This window comes from Kribbella sp. NBC_00662 (assembly GCF_041430295.1).
In the GTDB taxonomy this organism is placed as follows: domain Bacteria; phylum Actinomycetota; class Actinomycetes; order Propionibacteriales; family Kribbellaceae; genus Kribbella.
Genome location: NZ_CP109029.1, coordinates 438,061 through 453,013 on the forward strand (window position 1 = coordinate 438,061; position 14,953 = coordinate 453,013).

Annotated in this window: 14 protein-coding genes; 5 read left to right on the forward strand and 9 right to left on the reverse strand. The window is 69.5% G+C overall.

Translation table 11 applies throughout. The annotated features are described in order from the left end of the window. Positions 1 to 2: 2 nt before the first annotated feature. From OHA10_RS02135 to glgC, 5 genes are read right to left on the reverse strand one after another with little or no spacing between them, the layout of a single operon-like run. On the reverse strand, positions 3 to 413 hold the full coding sequence (locus tag OHA10_RS02135) for a RidA family protein (protein ID WP_371404471.1): 411 nt from the start codon (positions 411 to 413) through the stop codon (positions 3 to 5). Continuing rightward, complete coding sequence (locus OHA10_RS02140) at positions 410 to 1,915, reverse strand: 2-hydroxymuconic semialdehyde dehydrogenase (RefSeq protein ID WP_371404472.1); 1,506 nt, start codon at positions 1,913 to 1,915, stop codon at positions 410 to 412. Before OHA10_RS02140 ends, OHA10_RS02135 begins: the two co-directional genes overlap by 4 nt. Further along, positions 1,912 to 3,213, reverse strand: coding sequence for an FAD-dependent oxidoreductase (locus OHA10_RS02145; RefSeq protein ID WP_371404473.1), 1,302 nt, complete (start codon positions 3,211 to 3,213; stop codon positions 1,912 to 1,914). The genes OHA10_RS02140 and OHA10_RS02145 overlap by 4 nt, the downstream gene beginning before the upstream one ends. Next, positions 3,210 to 4,451 (reverse strand): kynureninase, encoded by a 1,242-nt coding sequence (gene kynU, locus OHA10_RS02150; protein ID WP_371404474.1) that lies wholly within the window; start codon positions 4,449 to 4,451, stop codon positions 3,210 to 3,212. Before kynU ends, OHA10_RS02145 begins: the two co-directional genes overlap by 4 nt. After that, entirely contained in the window at positions 4,448 to 5,710 is a 1,263-nt protein-coding gene (gene glgC / locus OHA10_RS02155; RefSeq protein ID WP_371404475.1) for a glucose-1-phosphate adenylyltransferase, read from the reverse strand. Before glgC ends, kynU begins: the two co-directional genes overlap by 4 nt. Positions 5,711 to 5,939: 229 nt before the next feature. Here glgC and OHA10_RS02160 point away from each other — a divergent pair, with 229 nt between their 5' ends. From OHA10_RS02160 to OHA10_RS02170, 3 genes are all read left to right on the forward strand, one after another. After that, a complete protein-coding gene (locus tag OHA10_RS02160; protein ID WP_371404476.1) occupies positions 5,940 to 6,485 on the forward strand; it encodes a GNAT family N-acetyltransferase in 546 nt (181 codons plus the stop codon). A gap of 18 nt (positions 6,486 to 6,503) precedes the next feature. Beyond that, on the forward strand, positions 6,504 to 7,661 hold the full coding sequence (gene glgA, locus OHA10_RS02165) for a glycogen synthase (protein WP_371404477.1): 1,158 nt from the start codon (positions 6,504 to 6,506) through the stop codon (positions 7,659 to 7,661). Positions 7,662 to 7,730: 69 nt separating this feature from the next. Then, positions 7,731 to 8,969 carry a hypothetical protein gene (locus OHA10_RS02170; protein ID WP_371404478.1) on the forward strand — a complete coding sequence of 413 codons (1,239 nt, stop codon included), beginning with the start codon at positions 7,731 to 7,733 and terminating at the stop codon, positions 8,967 to 8,969. On the opposite strand, the gene OHA10_RS02175 is transcribed toward OHA10_RS02170, so the two are convergent. Continuing rightward, a complete protein-coding gene (locus tag OHA10_RS02175) occupies positions 8,970 to 9,824 on the reverse strand; it encodes a helix-turn-helix domain-containing protein (protein ID WP_371404479.1) in 855 nt (284 codons plus the stop codon). A 103-nt stretch (positions 9,825 to 9,927) separates the two neighbouring features. Here OHA10_RS02175 and OHA10_RS02180 point away from each other — a divergent pair, with 103 nt between their 5' ends. Next, positions 9,928 to 10,785, forward strand: coding sequence for an oxidoreductase (locus tag OHA10_RS02180; RefSeq protein ID WP_371404480.1), 858 nt, complete (start codon positions 9,928 to 9,930; stop codon positions 10,783 to 10,785). Between the two features lie 129 nt (positions 10,786 to 10,914). On the opposite strand, the gene OHA10_RS02185 is transcribed toward OHA10_RS02180, so the two are convergent. From OHA10_RS02185 to OHA10_RS02195, 3 genes are all read right to left on the reverse strand, one after another. Then, a complete protein-coding gene (locus tag OHA10_RS02185) occupies positions 10,915 to 11,868 on the reverse strand; it encodes a type IV toxin-antitoxin system AbiEi family antitoxin domain-containing protein (RefSeq protein WP_371404481.1) in 954 nt (317 codons plus the stop codon). A 250-nt stretch (positions 11,869 to 12,118) separates the two neighbouring features. Next, on the reverse strand, positions 12,119 to 13,642 hold the full coding sequence (locus tag OHA10_RS02190) for a M17 family metallopeptidase (protein ID WP_371404482.1): 1,524 nt from the start codon (positions 13,640 to 13,642) through the stop codon (positions 12,119 to 12,121). 140 nt (positions 13,643 to 13,782) lie between these two features. Beyond that, entirely contained in the window at positions 13,783 to 13,950 is a 168-nt protein-coding gene (locus OHA10_RS02195; protein ID WP_012923066.1) for a DUF3117 domain-containing protein, read from the reverse strand. A 167-nt stretch (positions 13,951 to 14,117) separates the two neighbouring features. On the opposite strand from OHA10_RS02195, the gene OHA10_RS02200 reads away from it, so the two are divergent. Next, positions 14,118 to 14,948: a PaaX family transcriptional regulator C-terminal domain-containing protein gene (locus tag OHA10_RS02200; protein WP_371404483.1), complete on the forward strand. Its 831-nt coding sequence runs from the start codon at positions 14,118 to 14,120 to the stop codon at positions 14,946 to 14,948. The last annotated feature ends 5 nt before the right edge of the window (positions 14,949 to 14,953 follow it).

Consider the following 14,953-nt stretch of genomic DNA (forward strand, 5'->3'; position numbering starts at 1 on the left):
AGTCACTCCTTTTGCGGGATCGCCGCTATGGCTTGAATCTCGATCAGCAGCTGGGGATGCGGCAGCTGATGTACTGCGACGGTCGTCCGGGCCGGCCCGGACTCGTCGAAGAATTCACCGTAAACCTCGTTGTACCCGCCGAAATCGTTCATCGAGACCAGGTACGTCGTCACGCTGACCAGGTCCTCGAGCCCGGCCCCGACCGCGGCGAGCACGTCCCGGATGTTCTCCAGCACCGCCCGTGTCTGCACCCGGATGTCCAGCTCGACGGTCCCCATCGGGTCCACCGACGCGCCGGCGATCGAGTTGTCCGGCCGCCGGCTCGACGTACCCGAAACGAACGCGAACCCGTTCGCCACCTTCACATGCGGGAAGCGTCCGCGGGGCGTGGCCTTCCCGGGTACGACGGTCATGACAGCTCCACACAGACGTTCGTCGTCTCGGTGTAGAAGTCCACCGAGTGCCGTCCGCCCTCTCGCCCGATGCCTGACAACTTCACCCCGCCGAAAGGTGTGCGGAGATCGCGGAGGAACCAGGTATTGACCCAGCACAGGCCCACGTCGAGGGCAGCGCCGGCGCGGTGAGCCCGGCCGACGTCGCGGGTCCAGACAGTGGCTGCGAGACCGTAGTCGCTGTCGTTGGCGAGGGCGAATGCCTCTCCTTCGGTGTCGAACGGTGCGACGTGGCAGATCGGGCCGAAGATCTCCTCGCGGTTGGTGCGGGCGTCGGCCGGCAGGCCGGTGACCACGGTCGGTTGTACGTAGCAACCGCCGTCGCGGGCGTCGCCGAACGTCGGCACACCGCCGCCCGTGACGACCTCAGCGCCTTCGGCCTTCGCGAGGTCGTAGTACGAGAGGACCTTGTCGCGGTGCTGTTTGGAGATGAGGGGCATGTTCATCGTGGCTTCGTCGGCAGGCCAGCCGTACGTCAGCTCAGCAGCTCGGGTCGCCAGACGCGACGTGAATTCGTCGAAGATCGGGCGTTCGACGTACAGGCGTTCCGTGCACAGGCACACCTGGCCGCCGTTGGTGAAGACCGAGCGGACCGAACCCTCGACCGCCGCGTCGAGGTCGCAGTCGGCAAAGATCAGGCCGGCGTTCTTCCCGCCGAGCTCGAACGACACCGCCTTCACCCGATCCGCCGCCACCTTCGCGATCGACGTACCGGTGGCAGATTCGCCGGTGAAGGTGATCGCGTCCACGCCGGGGTGGCGGGTCAGGTACTCCCCCGCGGACGATGGACCGAAGCCGTGGACGAGGTTGAAGACCCCGGGAGGTACGCCGGCGTCGGCCATCACCTCGGCCAGTACGGTCGCCGACGACGGCGTCTCCTCCGACGGCTTCACCACGACTGCGTTGCCGCAGGCAAGCGCCGGCGCGACCTTCCAGGTCAGCAGGAGCAGGGGAAGATTCCACGGTACGACGATCGCCACTACGCCGACGGGTTTGCGTACGGCGTAGTTCAGCGCGCGGCGCCCGTCGGGAAGCACGGTTGTGTAGGACTCGGTCGGGATCGTCGTCGCGAAGTCCGCGAACGCCCGGAAGTTCGCCGCACCACGCGGGATGTCGAGCGTCCGCGCCTGACTGATCGACTTCCCGGTGTCACCCACCTCCGCCGCGACGAGATCCTCGAACCGCCGCTCCAGCTCGTCCGCGACCCGCCGCAGCACGGCCGCCCGCTCCTGCTCACTCATTCGCCCCCACGGCCCGGCCAACGCGCGCCGCGCCGCATCCACGGCGGCATCCACGGTGGCTGAGTCGGCCTCACAAACATCGAAGATCTGCTCCCCCGTCACCGGCGAAACCTTCGCGAACCGCCCAGCACTCTCCACAAACGATCCACCGACGAAGTGCCGCAACAACCCCACCGATGAGGGCTGTCCGGTCAGCAACTCGGAGGACCAGAGATCGTTCATCGCCGGGCCCTTGATCGGGTGACGGCGAACAGCACACCCGCGGCAGCCACAGCCGCCGCGCCGAGCAACTGGTGCTGACGGTGGACTCGGCGTCGGACTTCGGCGTAGGGGGTGGTGGAGAAGGAGACCAACTCGTAGCGCGAGACGTAGCGGCCGGGGAGGAGGCGTTCCAGGGCGTGTTCTACCTGTTTCTGGAGGCGGAAGACCGGGGAGGCGACCTTGTCGCGCATTTCGACGAAGTTGGCGAGGGCCATTTCGGCGATGGCCTCGGTGTTCTCGCGTCGGCGAGCCTCGAACAGCGGGAGCGCCCGCGCCCAGGAGCCGCCCGTGTCGTCCAGGCAGCGGTCGAGCTCGACCACGTCTTCGAAGGCACAGTTCGCCCCCTGCCCGTAGAACGGCACGATCGCGTGCGCTGCGTCCCCGAGCAACGCAGTACGCCCGTGCGCCTGCCACGGCAGCGTGTGGACCGTACCGAGCACACCGACGGGGTTGTTCTGGTAGTCGTCGATCAAGTTCGGTGCCAGCGGCAACAGATCGGGGTAGTTCACCCGGAAGTGGTCCTCGATCCCGGCCGCCGACGTGAGCGCGTCGAACGACCCGGCCGGCCAGAACAACGTGCAGGTGAACGACTTGTTCGGGTTCGGCAGCGCGATCATCATCGACGTACCGCGCGGCCAGATGTGCAACGCACCCGGATCGAGAGCAAACTCACCATCGGCCGCCGGGATCGACAGCTCCTTGTACCCGTAGTCGAGGAAGTCGACGTTCTCCGCAACGATGCCCTCGGCAAGCAACTGCTCGCGCACCGCGGACCCGGCGCCGTCGGCCCCGAGAACGACGTCGGCAACCACCGACACCTTTCCCGCGGGCGTCGCGAACACCATCCGGCCGACGGCAGAATCCAGCTCCACCAGCCGATGCTCGAACTCCACCGACACGCCATCGGCGGCCGACGCGGCCGTCAGCAGCGCGTTGTTCAACGCACCCCGGCTGATCGAGTTGATCGCGCGATCCCCCGACGCCGAGTACGCCTGGAAGTCCAGCGGCCCGGTCACCGGATGGATCATCCGGCCCTTCATCGGCAACGCATCGGCCATCACCTCGTCGACCAGGCCGATCCGCCGCAGCGCGTTCAGCCCGCGCTCGGAGATGGCCAGGTTGATCGAGCGGCCGCGTTCGACCTGCGCGACCCGCGGGTCCGGCCGCCGCTCGTACAGCGTCACCGTCAGCCCACGCCGGGCCAGGAAACACGCGAGCAACGACCCCGTCAGCCCGGCCCCGACGATCGCGACCTTCATGCCATCACCTCAGCCAACGCCGTCGCCGCCCGCCAGCAGTCGTGGTACGTCGAGTACAGCGGCACCGGCGCCAACCGCAGTACGTCGGGCTCCCGCGCGTCCGCGATCACGCCGTACTCGAACCGCAGCCGCCGCGACAGCTCGCCGGCCCGCATGCCCGTGACTCGCAACGACAGCTGGGCACCCCGCCGCGCGGGATCCGTCGGCGTGATCACCTGCAACGGGACGTCCATCAGCAGCTTCTCCAGGTACGCCGTCAACCGCACACTCCGCTCTCGCAGTACCTCGATGCCGATCTTGTCGAAGATCTCCAGCGACGTCCGGACCGGGCTCATCGAGAAGATCGGCGGGTTCGACACCTGCCACGCGTCGGCGCTCGCCGGCGGCCGCGACTCGGGCGTCATCTCGAACCGCGTCGCCGCCTCGGTGCTCCACCAGCCTTCGAACCGCGGTAGGTCGGTGCCCAGGTGACGTTCGTGCACGAACACACCGGCCAGCGCTCCGGGCCCGGAGTTCAGGTACTTGTACGAGCACCACGCCGCGAAGTCCACCTCCCAGTCGTGCAACGCCAGCGGCACGTTCCCGGCCGCATGCGCGAGATCCCACCCGACGACCGCGCCGGCCGCGTGACCGGCTCTGGTGATCATGGGGATGTCCATCAACTCGCCGGTCAGGTAGTTCACGCCGCCCAGCAGTACGAGCGCGACGTCGCCGCCGAGCTGCTCGACGACATCCGCCGTACGCAGGTTGTCCTCACCCGGTCGTGGGCGCAGCCGGATGACGGCGTCCTCGGGGTCGTACCCGTGGAAGGCGACCTGTGACCGGACGGCGTAGCTGTCGGAGGGGAACGCCGCGTCCTCGATGACGATCCGGTGCCGCGAGGGCGTCGGCCGGTAGAACGACACCATCAAGAGGTGCAGGTTGACCGTCAGCGAGTTCATCACCACGCTCTCGCTCGGCAGCGCCCCGACGAGGCGGGACGCGGGTCCGGTCAGCAACTCGTGGTACGGCAGCCAGGGTCGGGCCGCGTCCAGATGGCCCTCGACTCCGAGCTCCGCCCACGCATCGAGGTCCTCGAGCAGCTCGGCGCGGGTCGCCTTCGGGCGCAGACCGAGCGAGTTGCCGGCGAAGTACGCCACCTCGGGGTAGTCGCCACCCTGGGCAGGCGGCACGTCGAACAGGTCCCGGTGCCCTGCGTCGGTGGCATCGAGGGAAAGCGCCTCGGTCTCGGCCGTCACCCCTCGGCAGCCTCGTCGACAGCGGCAGCCTTCGGCGCCTCGATCACCTGGCCCTTGCCGAGCACGGTCACGCCGCCCTTGGACACGATAAACCCGCGCTCCCGGTCGTAGTCCGGGTCGACGCCGATCTCGACACCGTCCGGGACCACGATGTTCTTGTCCAGGATGACGTTCTTGAGCACGACGTCCTTGCCGATCTTGCAGTTGTCCATGATCACGCAGCGCTGGATGTCCGCGCCCGAGCTGACGATCACGTTCGAGCCGAGCACCGAGTGGTCTACATGCGCGCCGGTGACGATCGAGCCCTGGCAGACGATCGACTCGCCGACGGTCGCGTCGTCGGTGAACTTCGCGCCGGGCAGCTGCGGGTGCGAGGTGAAGATCGGCCAGTCGGAGTTGTACAGGTTGAACACCGGCTGGATCGAGACCAGGTCCATGTGCGCCTCGTGGTACGAGTCCAGCGAGCCGACGTCGCGCCAGTACGACCGGTCCCGGTCGAGGGCGCCCGGTACGTCGTTCTCCTGGAAGTCGTACACGCCGGCCTTGCCCTCGGCAACGAGCATCGGAACGATGTCGCCGCCCATGTCGTGCCGGGAGGCCGGGTTCGCGGCGTCCTTGCGCAGCGCCTCGACCAGGACTTCGCGGGTGAAGACGTAGTTGCCCATCGAGGCGAACGTCTCGTCGGGCGAGTCCGGCAGCCCGGGCGGGTCGGCCGGCTTCTCCAGGAACTCGTCGATCACGTGCCCGTCCGCGCCGGTCTTGATCACGCCGAACTCGCTCGCCTCGGCCCGCGGCACCCGGATGCCGGCCACGGTCACGCCGTTCCCGCGCTCGATGTGCGCGGCCACCATCTGCGACGCGTCCATCCGGTACACGTGATCGGCGCCGAAGACCACGATGTACTCCGGGTCCGCGTCCCTGATCAGGTTCATCGACTGGTAGATCGCGTCCGCGCTGCCCTGGTACCACTGCGGGCCGAGCCGCTGCTGGGCCGGGACGCAGGTCACGTAGTTGCCGAGCAGCGTCGACATCCGCCAGGTCAGCGTCACGTGCCGGTCGAGGGAATGCGATTTGTACTGCGTGAGCACACAGAGATTTCGATAGCCGGCATTGACCAAATTCGAGAGGACGAAGTCGATCAGGCGATAACTCCCGCCGAACGGCACGGCCGGTTTGGCCCGGTCCGCCGTCAGCGGCATCAGCCGCTTCCCCTCACCACCGGCCAGCACGATTCCGAGAACTCTGGGCGCCTTTGCCATGTCCGCACCTTAGGCCATGTGCCCCCCTCATGTGCAGTGCGAGCGGGTGCTCGGTGGAGTGCATCGCGGTGCCGGAGAGGTGACCTCGATGCGGAGCATCGTGGTCGGCTCGCCGGTGCCGCGAGGTGCCCACCGAGTGCCCGATCGTGCTGTGCAGGAGGGGGGTACACGGCCTTACTCCGGACACCCGGGGGGCATAAGCGCTTGCGAGTGTCGCGACACTGTAAAGATGCCGATCCTCGTCGTACCGACCACTGCCGTTCACCGATCGTTTCTCGCGGCCTGGGACGAGCTCGGTCCGGATCATGAGCGCTGGATGGGTGCGAAGTCGATCGCGGCGGACGACGAGGAGTGGACCCGGCAGCAGGCGGCCGACCCGGCGGAGTTCCACCGGCTGGTCGAGGCGATCAAGGCCGAGGCGGATCCCGCCACCGAGCTGCCGCCGGGGATCGTGCACCAGACCGTGCTGTGGTTCGTCGACGGGATCGAGTTCCTCGGCCGGCTGTCGATCCGGCACTGGCTCACGCCGGCCCTGCTCGAGGTGGCCGGGCACATCGGGTACTGCGTCCGCCCGTCCGCGCGCCGGCACGGCTACGCGACCCAGATGCTGGCCCAGTCGCTGCCGATCGCGGCCGCCCTCGACATCGAGCCGGCCCTCGTCACCTGCGACAGCGGGAACGTCGGCTCGCGCAAGGTGATCGAGGCAGCCGGCGGCGAATTGGAAGACGAACGACACGGAAAGCTGAGGTTCTGGGTGCCGACACACGTCGGCTGATGACCTATCGTCGGGCCCATGAAGGTCGCCATCCTGACGCGTGAGTACCCACCGGATGTGTACGGCGGCGCGGGGGTGCACGTGGACTTCCTGGTCCGCGAGCTCCGCCGGCTGATCGACGTGGACGTGCAGTGCATGGGTGAACCCAGGCCGGGCGCGACCGCGCACTCCGAGGACGACCCGCGGATGCCGGGCGCCAACGCGGCGCTGCGCATCCTGTCCACGGATCTCACGATGACGGCGGCCGTCGGCGACGCGCAGCTCGTGCACTCCCACACCTGGTACGCGAACATGGCCGGTCACTGGGCCAAGCTGCTGTACGGCGTACCGCACGTGGTGACCGCGCACTCGCTCGAGCCGCGTCGCCCGTGGAAGGCCGAGCAGCTCGGCGGTGGGTACCGGCTGTCGAGCTGGGCCGAGAAGACGGCGTACGAGGCCGCCGATGCGGTGGTCGCGGTGAGTCGCGGGATGCGGGACGACGTCCTCGACTGCTACCCCTCGATCGATCCTGCGCGCGTCCACGTGATCTCCAACGGCATCGACGCCGACTTCTACCACCCGGATCCGTTGACACATGTCCTCGACCGACTCGGCGTCGACCTGAACCGCCCGTACGTGACCTTCGTCGGCCGGATCACCCGGCAGAAGGGCGTGCCGCACCTGCTCCGCGCGGGCCTGCGCCTCGACCCGTCCGTGCAGCTCGTGCTGCTGGCCGGCGCGGCCGACACGGTCGAGCTGAAGGCCGAGACCGACGCGCTGATCGACGACCTCAAGCTGGCGCGGGACGGCGTGTTCGTGGTCTCCGAGATGCTGCCGCGCGAAGACGTCCGGCAGGTCCTGACGCACGCGCTGGCGTTCTGCTGCCCGTCGATCTACGAGCCGCTCGGCATCGTGAACCTGGAGGCGATGGCCTGCGAGACCGCCGTCGTCGCGAGCGCGGTCGGCGGCATCCCCGAGGTCGTCGACGACGGCGTCACGGGCACGCTGGTTCTGTACGACGAGAACGACCCCGACGCCTTCGAACGCGGTCTGGCGGACGGGATCAACGCGCTTGTCGACAACCCGGCGCGCGCGGACGAGATGGGCAAGGCCGGCCGGGAGCGGGCCGTCTCCCAGTTCGGCTGGGACGCCGTCGCGGACCGGACCGTCCAGCTGTACACGAGCCTGCTCGGGTAGGAGAAACCCCACCTCGGTACGGGGCTTCGCACCATTCTTCGGGTGCCGAGGCGGCGGTTGGGTTGAGACATGACTTCTCGTCTCACCAAGACCGTCGCCGCGACGCTGGCGACCGCTGCTCTGCTCACGTTCCCGCTGTCCGCGTTCGGCGCCGTCAGCCGGCCGACGCTGTCCCAGGCCGCCGTTTCCAGCGTCCACGCTCCTCGAGGTTCGGTGGTCTCGGCGGTGCCGGTCGCGCAGCTGACCGCGGCTCAGTTGAACGCCGCGGCCGCGGACTTCCCCGGCACACCACCTGCGTCGTACGGCGTCACGGCGTACCGCTTGATCTATCGGACGATCGATCACGACTGGCGGCCGACGACCGCGAGCGGGATCGTCGTACTGCCGGACGGACGCCGGGGCGCGCTGACGGTGGCGGAGTACCTGCACGGGACCAACCCCACCAAGGCCGCTGCGGCGTCGGTCGACGACACCTCGACCGATCGGCTGGTCACGGCGCTGTTCGCGGGTCAGGGGCTGGTCGGTGTCGCGCCGGATTACCTCGGTCTCGGGCTCGGTCCGGGCAAGCCGCCGTACGTCGACACCAAGACCGAGACGAGCTCCTCGGGCGATTTGTTGCTCGCCGCACGGAGCTTCGCGGCCAGGCACCGCGTCGCGCTGAAGCGGGACGTGCTGGTCACCGGCTTCTCGCAGGGTGGCCGTGCATCGATCGCCTTCGGTCACGCGCTGAGCCGCGGTGAGTTCGGCCCGTTCCGGCTCGGAGCGATCCAGGCCGTCGCGGGGCCGTACGACCTGCTCGGCAGCGAGCTCCCGGCGATCTTCACCGGCGGCGTGCTGCCGCCGACGGCGACGTTCTACCTCGGGTACCTCGTGACCGCGTGGAACCGGACCGCCGGGCTGTACGACGATCCGCGCGAGGTGTTCCGGGCGCCCTACGCCGGGACCGTCGAGGGGCTGTTCGACGGCACCCACTCCGACGAGGAGATCGTTGCCGCGCTGCCGGACACACCGCAGAAGCTGTTCACGCCGGCGTTCATCGAGCAACTGCGGCACCCGACCGGCAGGCTTCTCCGGGCGCTACGTGCGGCCGACCAGGTCTGCCGCGACTGGACGCCGCGGGTGCCGGTGCAGCTCTACAGCGGCACGAAGGACACCGACGTGGTCGCCGCCAACGCCGACGCCTGTGCCGCTTCGTTGCGAGCCCGCGGCGCCGACGTGACGGTCCACGACATGGGCGCGGTCGATCACACCCGCACGGCGTACGCGGCGTACCCGCAGATCATCCGCGCGTTCAGCCGGTGGGCCTGACTAGTCCTTGGGGCTTCGCTGGTTCGGCTGTGGGACCTCGTGGTTGGACGCGACGAGACTGCCGAGCAGGGCCAGCGACTCGAAATCGCGTGAACCTGGCACGGCGTGGGAGATCACCAGCGTCATGCTGTCGGTGCCGCCGATCGTCAGCTTGTCCGAGCGCAGTTCGAGGTCGCCGACCTCCGGATGGGTCAGCCGGCTGAGGCGGCTCTTCCGGGGTCGGACGTCGTGCCGCGCCCACAGTTGGCGGAAGCGTTCGCTGCGGACGGACAGATCGCCGACGAGCTCCTTGAGGCGCGGGTCGTCGACGTTCGGACCGACTTCGGTGCGCAGGATCGCGACCCCCTCCTCGGTCAGGTCGTCCCAGTCGCGGCGCAGCTCACGTTCACGGGGATCGAGCAGGACCGCGGTGAGCAGGTTGACGCCGACCGCGTAGTTCGGGGAGAGCGCGGCGCAGAGCGGGTTGACCGCTAGGCAGTCCGTGTACTTGTTCTGCACGTACGCCGGGTTGTTCGGCAGGCCGTCGATCAGTTCGAGGATGCTCTCCGGGACCTTCTCGCCGGTGCGTCGTGGAGCCGGCCGCTCCTGGGCAAGACTGCGCAGGTAGGCGGTCGCATCGGCGTCCAGCCGCAGTACTTCGGCGAGCGCGTCGAGGACCTGCGCCGACGGGTTGCGGTCGCGGCCCTGCTCCAGCCGCAGGTAGTAGTCCGAGCTGATGCCGGCCAGCATGGCGACCTCCTCGCGCCGCAGCCCGGGCACCCGGCGCAGGCCGATGCTCCGGATGCCGACGTCCTCGGGCTTGACCTGCTCGCGCCGGGCTCGGAGGTAGTCGCCCAGCGCGTTCGTACTCTCCATGACTCCCACGGTAGACCGGACCCCGCCCGCGTGCCTGGGTCCTGTCACTACCAGGAACAACGGGGCACTCCCTGTCCTCGATGCGCCGGGCAACGGTGGAGGCATGACGAACTCAACCATCACCCTCGCCGACGACCTCACCATCACCCGGATGGGGTACGGCGCCATGCAGCTCGCGGGCCCCGGCGTCTTCGGCCCGCCCAAGGATCGCGACCAGGCGATCGCCGTACTGCGCGAAGCGGTCGGCCTCGGCGTCACGCATATCGACACCAGCGACTTCTACGGTCCGGTCGTGGTCAACGAGCTGATCAAGGAGGCGCTCCACCCGTACCCGGCCGGCCTGCACCTGGTGACCAAGGTCGGCGCCCGGCGCGGCGACGACGGCTCGTGGAACATCATCCAGGATCCCGACGACCTGAAGGCACAGGTCCACGAGAACCTCGAGCACCTGGGCCTGGACGTACTCGACGTGGTCAACCTCCGCACGCCCGCCCACGACGGCGGCAGCGAGGAGTCGATCGCGAAGGCCTTCACGGCGCTCGCCGAACTGCAGCAGGAAGGCCTGATCAAGCACCTCGGCCTGAGCGGCGTGACGATCACCCAGATCCGCGAGGCGCAGGCGATCGCACCGATCGTCACGGTCCAGAACCTGTACAACCTGGTCCGCCGCGACGACGACGCCGTGGTCGACTACACCGCCGACCACAACATCGCGTTCGCCTCGTTCTTCCCGCTGGGCGGATTCACCCCGCTCCAGTCCGAGACCCTCGCAAAGGTCGCCTCGCGGCTGGACGCCACGCCGCAGCAGGTCGCCCTCGCCTGGCTGCTGCAGCGCTCGTCCACCAGCGTCGTCATCCCCGGTACGTCGTCCCTCGCCCACCTCCGCGAGAACGTCGCAGCCCGCGACCTGGTCCTCCCAGCCGACGCCGTCGCCGAACTCGACGCGATCGGCGCCGCCTGACCGTTGCCGAGCGCCCCCACCCACCCGGCCCGGCCCCGGCCCCGGCGCCCGTCCGCCTCACATGGGTTCACCCATCGCGTTGTGGGTTCCCGCCCCGTAACACCGGCGGGGAACCCGCAACAGGGTGGGTCAGCCCGCGAGGCGTGTACGCCGGGAGCGGTCGAACACCTTGCGGATGCGCCGCGCCGTTCGCGCCGGGCGGGCGAGGTCCGCCCAGGTGAGGCGGATCACCTGCAGCCCCAACGCACCGAGACGGTCCTCACGGATCTTCTCCTGGATCAGTACGTGCCGCGAGCCGTCGGCGTACTTCAGCAAACCGTCGAACTCGACAACCGTGTTGTAGTCAGGGAAGTAGAAGTCCACCCGGCCGATGAACCCGGCGTCGTCCTCGAACACGGCCTGCAGCACCGGAGGCGGTAGCCCCTCGTTGTGCATCAGAACGCGAAGCCGCGATTCGCCGACGGATTCGGCCAGCGGGTCGGCGAAAGCCAGCGCCGACCGAATCGTCGGACCGCCCGGCCAGCAGTCGGTCACTGTCAGCAGGCGACGGAACTCGCCGTCGGTCGCCTCCGGACGGCGCAAAGCCGCATCGAGGCTGACGACAGCGGCCTCGAACGACGTCGTACTCGCGGTCTCGACCACGGCCCGCGGCACCGAGGTGACGGCCAGCCCGTCTACCTGCGTGAGGTCTGCCGGGGTCAGCAGGCCCTGATGATGCCGGACTCCTGCCTTCACCTCGCCGCGTGCGCTCGTCCGCGTCAGCTGAACTTCGGCGAGGTCGGCATGCCAGACCGGTATGCCGTGCAGAACCAACGCCGAGTGATGGCTCACCACGGCCGATCCCGGCCGCATGGCATTCATCGCGGCATGAACGAGTCGCCGGTGCCGAAACAGTTCCTGCTCCCAGGGAGCCAACGCGCCGAGGTCGGCCCGCTCGGCGTACTGACCACGCCGAACCCTCTCCCACCTGCCGTCGTTCAGACGTTCACGAATCTGCTCCGGGGTATACCCGGCGCTGATGGCCTGAGCACGACTGACCACACCGCCCTGCCCGACCGCAACCCGCCAAAGCTCTGGATTCACCCCTCCAGCATCGATCCCAACCGACTCCCCCGCTGCCCCCTCTCACCAATCTGTGGACAACCCGGCGATGGGTTCACCCACCCCGTTGTGGGTTCACCGCCGCCCCTACGGGGTGGGAACCCACAACACGGTGGGTGAACCCATCCCGCGGCGCGGGGCGGCGGGGCGCGGGGCGGCGGGGCGCGGGGCGGCGGGGCGCGGGGCGGCGGGGCGCGGGGCGGCGCGGGGGCGGCGGGGGCGGGGGGGTGGGTTAGCCGATGCCCGCGGTGGGGTGGTCGCTCGTCAGCCAGGTGGTGAGGAGGCGGGCGCCCGCGCCGGTCGCGCCGATCGAGTACTCGAAGCGGTCGGCCGGGGACTCGGCGATCGACGAGAGGTCGAGGTGCGCCCACGGGATGTCGCCCGCGAACGCCTTCAGGAACAGGGCGGCGGTGATCGAGCCCGGCCCCTTCGAGCTGTTCACCGAGTCGGCGATCGGCGTGGAGATCAGGTCCTCGTACTCCGGCGGCAGCGGCATCCGCCAGAGCTCCTCGCCGGAGATCCGGCCGGCGTCGGCCAGGTTGTCGGCCAGCGCGTCGTCGGTCGAGAACATCCCGCCGTACAGCATCGCGCCGAGCGACACCTTGATCGCGCCGGTCAGCGTGGCGATGTCGACCAGGACGTCCGGCTTCAGCTCCTTGACGGCGTACGCGAGACCGTCCGCCATCACCAGCCGGCCCTCGGCGTCGGTGTTCTTCACCTCGGTGGTCCGGCCGCCGTAGTGCCGGATCACGTCGTCCGGACGGTACGACGAACCCGACGGCATGTTCTCCGCGGAGCAGATGAGCCCGGTCACCCGAACGTTCGCGCCGAGTTCACGCAGCGCCGACATCGTCGCGATCACCGAACCGCCGCCGGTCATGTCGCGCTTCATCGACACCATGCCCTCGCGCGGCTTCAGCGACAGGCCGCCGGTGTCGTACGTGATGCCCTTGCCGACCAGCACGACGTACGGCGTCTTCTTGGTCGCGCCGGCCGGAACGTAGTCGAGGCGGATGAACCGCGGCGGCCGGGCGGAGCCCTGGCCGACCGCGAGGATGCCGCCGAATCCTTCCTCGGCGAGCTGCTTCTCGTCCCAGACCGTCACCTCGAGACCGGTCGCGGCGGCGACCTCGGTCGCCCGCGCGGCCATCCAGGCCGGGTCCTTCTCGTTCGACGGCGTGATCGCCAGCTGCCGCGCGAGCCAACCGGTACGGCCGACGACAACGCCGCGGTCGACGACCGGCTGCCGGGCCTCCGCCGTACCGTCGGTCAGCGTGACCTTGCCGACCGCCGGCTTGCCCGGGTCGACCGTCTTCAGCGTGTACGAGAACGAGCCGAGGACCACGCCCTCGGCGAACGCCTGCAGCTCCGCGTCATCGATGCCCTCGGCAACGACCGTGGTGAGCTCGTCCTTGCCGCGACCGAACCGTGCGATCGCCGCCCCGGCGTGTCGCAGGTCCTTGGCGCTGCCGTCGCCGGCGCCGACCAGCACGATCTCGGCCACCTCGCCGGCCAGCAGCGGGTACGCCGCGACCGTGCCGGCGGACGGGCTGAAGCCGGTCTCCTGCTGCACCTCGAGCAATCGGTCGAGGTCGACGCCGAGTCGCTGGCCGGCCTCCTTCGCGGCGGCCGGCAGACCGCTCTCGTCACCGACGACGATCACCCAGGTCGGCGAACCGTGCACCGGCAGACCGGGCTGCCAGACGACGCCCGGGAGGCTGGGGAAAGGGGACGAACTGCTGCTGCGGCGAGCCACTAGGAGGACCTCACTGAAGTTTGATCAAAGTAGGGTGCAACCGTAACGACCCCGGCCGGTGCCGGAAAGAGCACCCACCGGGGTCGCAGGATTGTCAGAGGAGTGCGAGGTCATGTCCCGGCACCCCGGGGAGAACCTGGTCAGCCGACGACAGCCTTCAGCGCGTTCCCGAGCTCGGTCGCTTCGTCCGCGTTGAGCTCGACGACGAGCCGGCCGCCGCCCTCGAGCGGAACCCGCATCACGATCCCGCGGCCCTCCTTGGTGACCTCGAGCGGACCATCGCCCGTCCGCGGCTTCATCGCCGCCATGCGCGCACCCCTTCCCAGTGTCGGTGTTGAGCGACGACACCGCACAGGCGTTCCGTCGCCGGCGCCGTTGCGGTGATGCGCCGTCGGCGCGTATCGCAGTGTGTATCAGACCCCATTATTCCCGATCCCAGGCCAGAGCCGTGCACCATACGGCAGACTCGAGTCTTGTGCACGCCCGTTCAGCCCTCTTCGACCTGTACGGCGACCACCTGCGCGCGCGTGGCGCGCGCGCCCCGGTCGCGGCCCTGGTCCAGCTGCTCGCGCCGCTCGGCGTCCACCCGCCGGCGGTGCGGACCGCCGTGTCCCGGATGGTCCGGCAGGGCTGGCTGGAGCCGGTGCGGATCGAGGGACAACCCGGATACGCGTTGACGTCCCGGGCGCGTCGCCGGCTCGACGACGCCGCCGCCCGGATCTACCGGACCGCCCCCGACGGCACGCCGGTGGCCACCGGCTCCGAGGGGCCCGGCGACTGGGACCGGCACTGGCATCTGGGCATCCTGCGCGAAGTCCCGAACGCGCGCCGGCGCGAGCAGCTGGCGAGCCAACTCGCCTTCCTGGGTTGGGCTCCGCTGTCCGACGGCGCGTGGGTCGGGCTGCGCAACGACGCCGAGGTCGACCAGATTCTCGGCATGGAAGGGATCGCCGCGGACCGGTTCCGCGCGCCGGTCGACGACGGCGCCGTGGAGTTCGCCCGGCGGGTCTGGAAACTCGACGAGCTCGGCGCGTCGTACGACGCCTGGCTGATCGAGGCGAAGTCGCTGGTCGACGAGGCGGGCGACGGTGGGGGTCACGGTGGGGGTGACGAGCAGGCGTTCGCCGTCCGGTCCGAGCTGGTGCACGAGTGGCGCAAGTTCCTGTTCCGCGACCCGGGGCTGCCGGGCGAGCTGCTGCCCGACGACTGGGCCGGCACCAGGGCGGCCGAGTTCTTCGATTTCCACGCCGAACGACTGGGCCCCGCGGCCGGGCGTTTCGTCGACAACTGCCTGACACTGCACTGAAATTC

What these genes read in the sequence shown, in the direction of transcription:
- OHA10_RS02170 (WP_371404478.1), top strand. Translation starts at nt 7,731, where the DNA reads ATGACTTCTCGTCTCACCAAGACCGTCGCCGCGACGCTGGCGACCGCT.
- OHA10_RS02160 (WP_371404476.1), top strand. Translation starts at nt 5,940, where the DNA reads ATGCCGATCCTCGTCGTACCGACCACTGCCGTTCACCGATCGTTTCTC.
- OHA10_RS02175 (WP_371404479.1), bottom strand. Translation starts at nt 9,824, where the DNA reads ATGGAGAGTACGAACGCGCTGGGCGACTACCTCCGAGCCCGGCGCGAG.
- OHA10_RS02195 (WP_012923066.1), bottom strand. Translation starts at nt 13,950, where the DNA reads ATGGCGGCGATGAAGCCGCGGACGGGCGATGGTCCGCTCGAGGTCACC.
- glgC (WP_371404475.1), bottom strand. Translation starts at nt 5,710, where the DNA reads ATGGCAAAGGCGCCCAGAGTTCTCGGAATCGTGCTGGCCGGTGGTGAG.
- glgA (WP_371404477.1), top strand. Translation starts at nt 6,504, where the DNA reads ATGAAGGTCGCCATCCTGACGCGTGAGTACCCACCGGATGTGTACGGC.
- OHA10_RS02180 (WP_371404480.1), top strand. Translation starts at nt 9,928, where the DNA reads ATGACGAACTCAACCATCACCCTCGCCGACGACCTCACCATCACCCGG.
- OHA10_RS02140 (WP_371404472.1), bottom strand. Translation starts at nt 1,915, where the DNA reads ATGAACGATCTCTGGTCCTCCGAGTTGCTGACCGGACAGCCCTCATCG.
- OHA10_RS02145 (WP_371404473.1), bottom strand. Translation starts at nt 3,213, where the DNA reads ATGAAGGTCGCGATCGTCGGGGCCGGGCTGACGGGGTCGTTGCTCGCG.
- OHA10_RS02135 (WP_371404471.1), bottom strand. Translation starts at nt 413, where the DNA reads ATGACCGTCGTACCCGGGAAGGCCACGCCCCGCGGACGCTTCCCGCAT.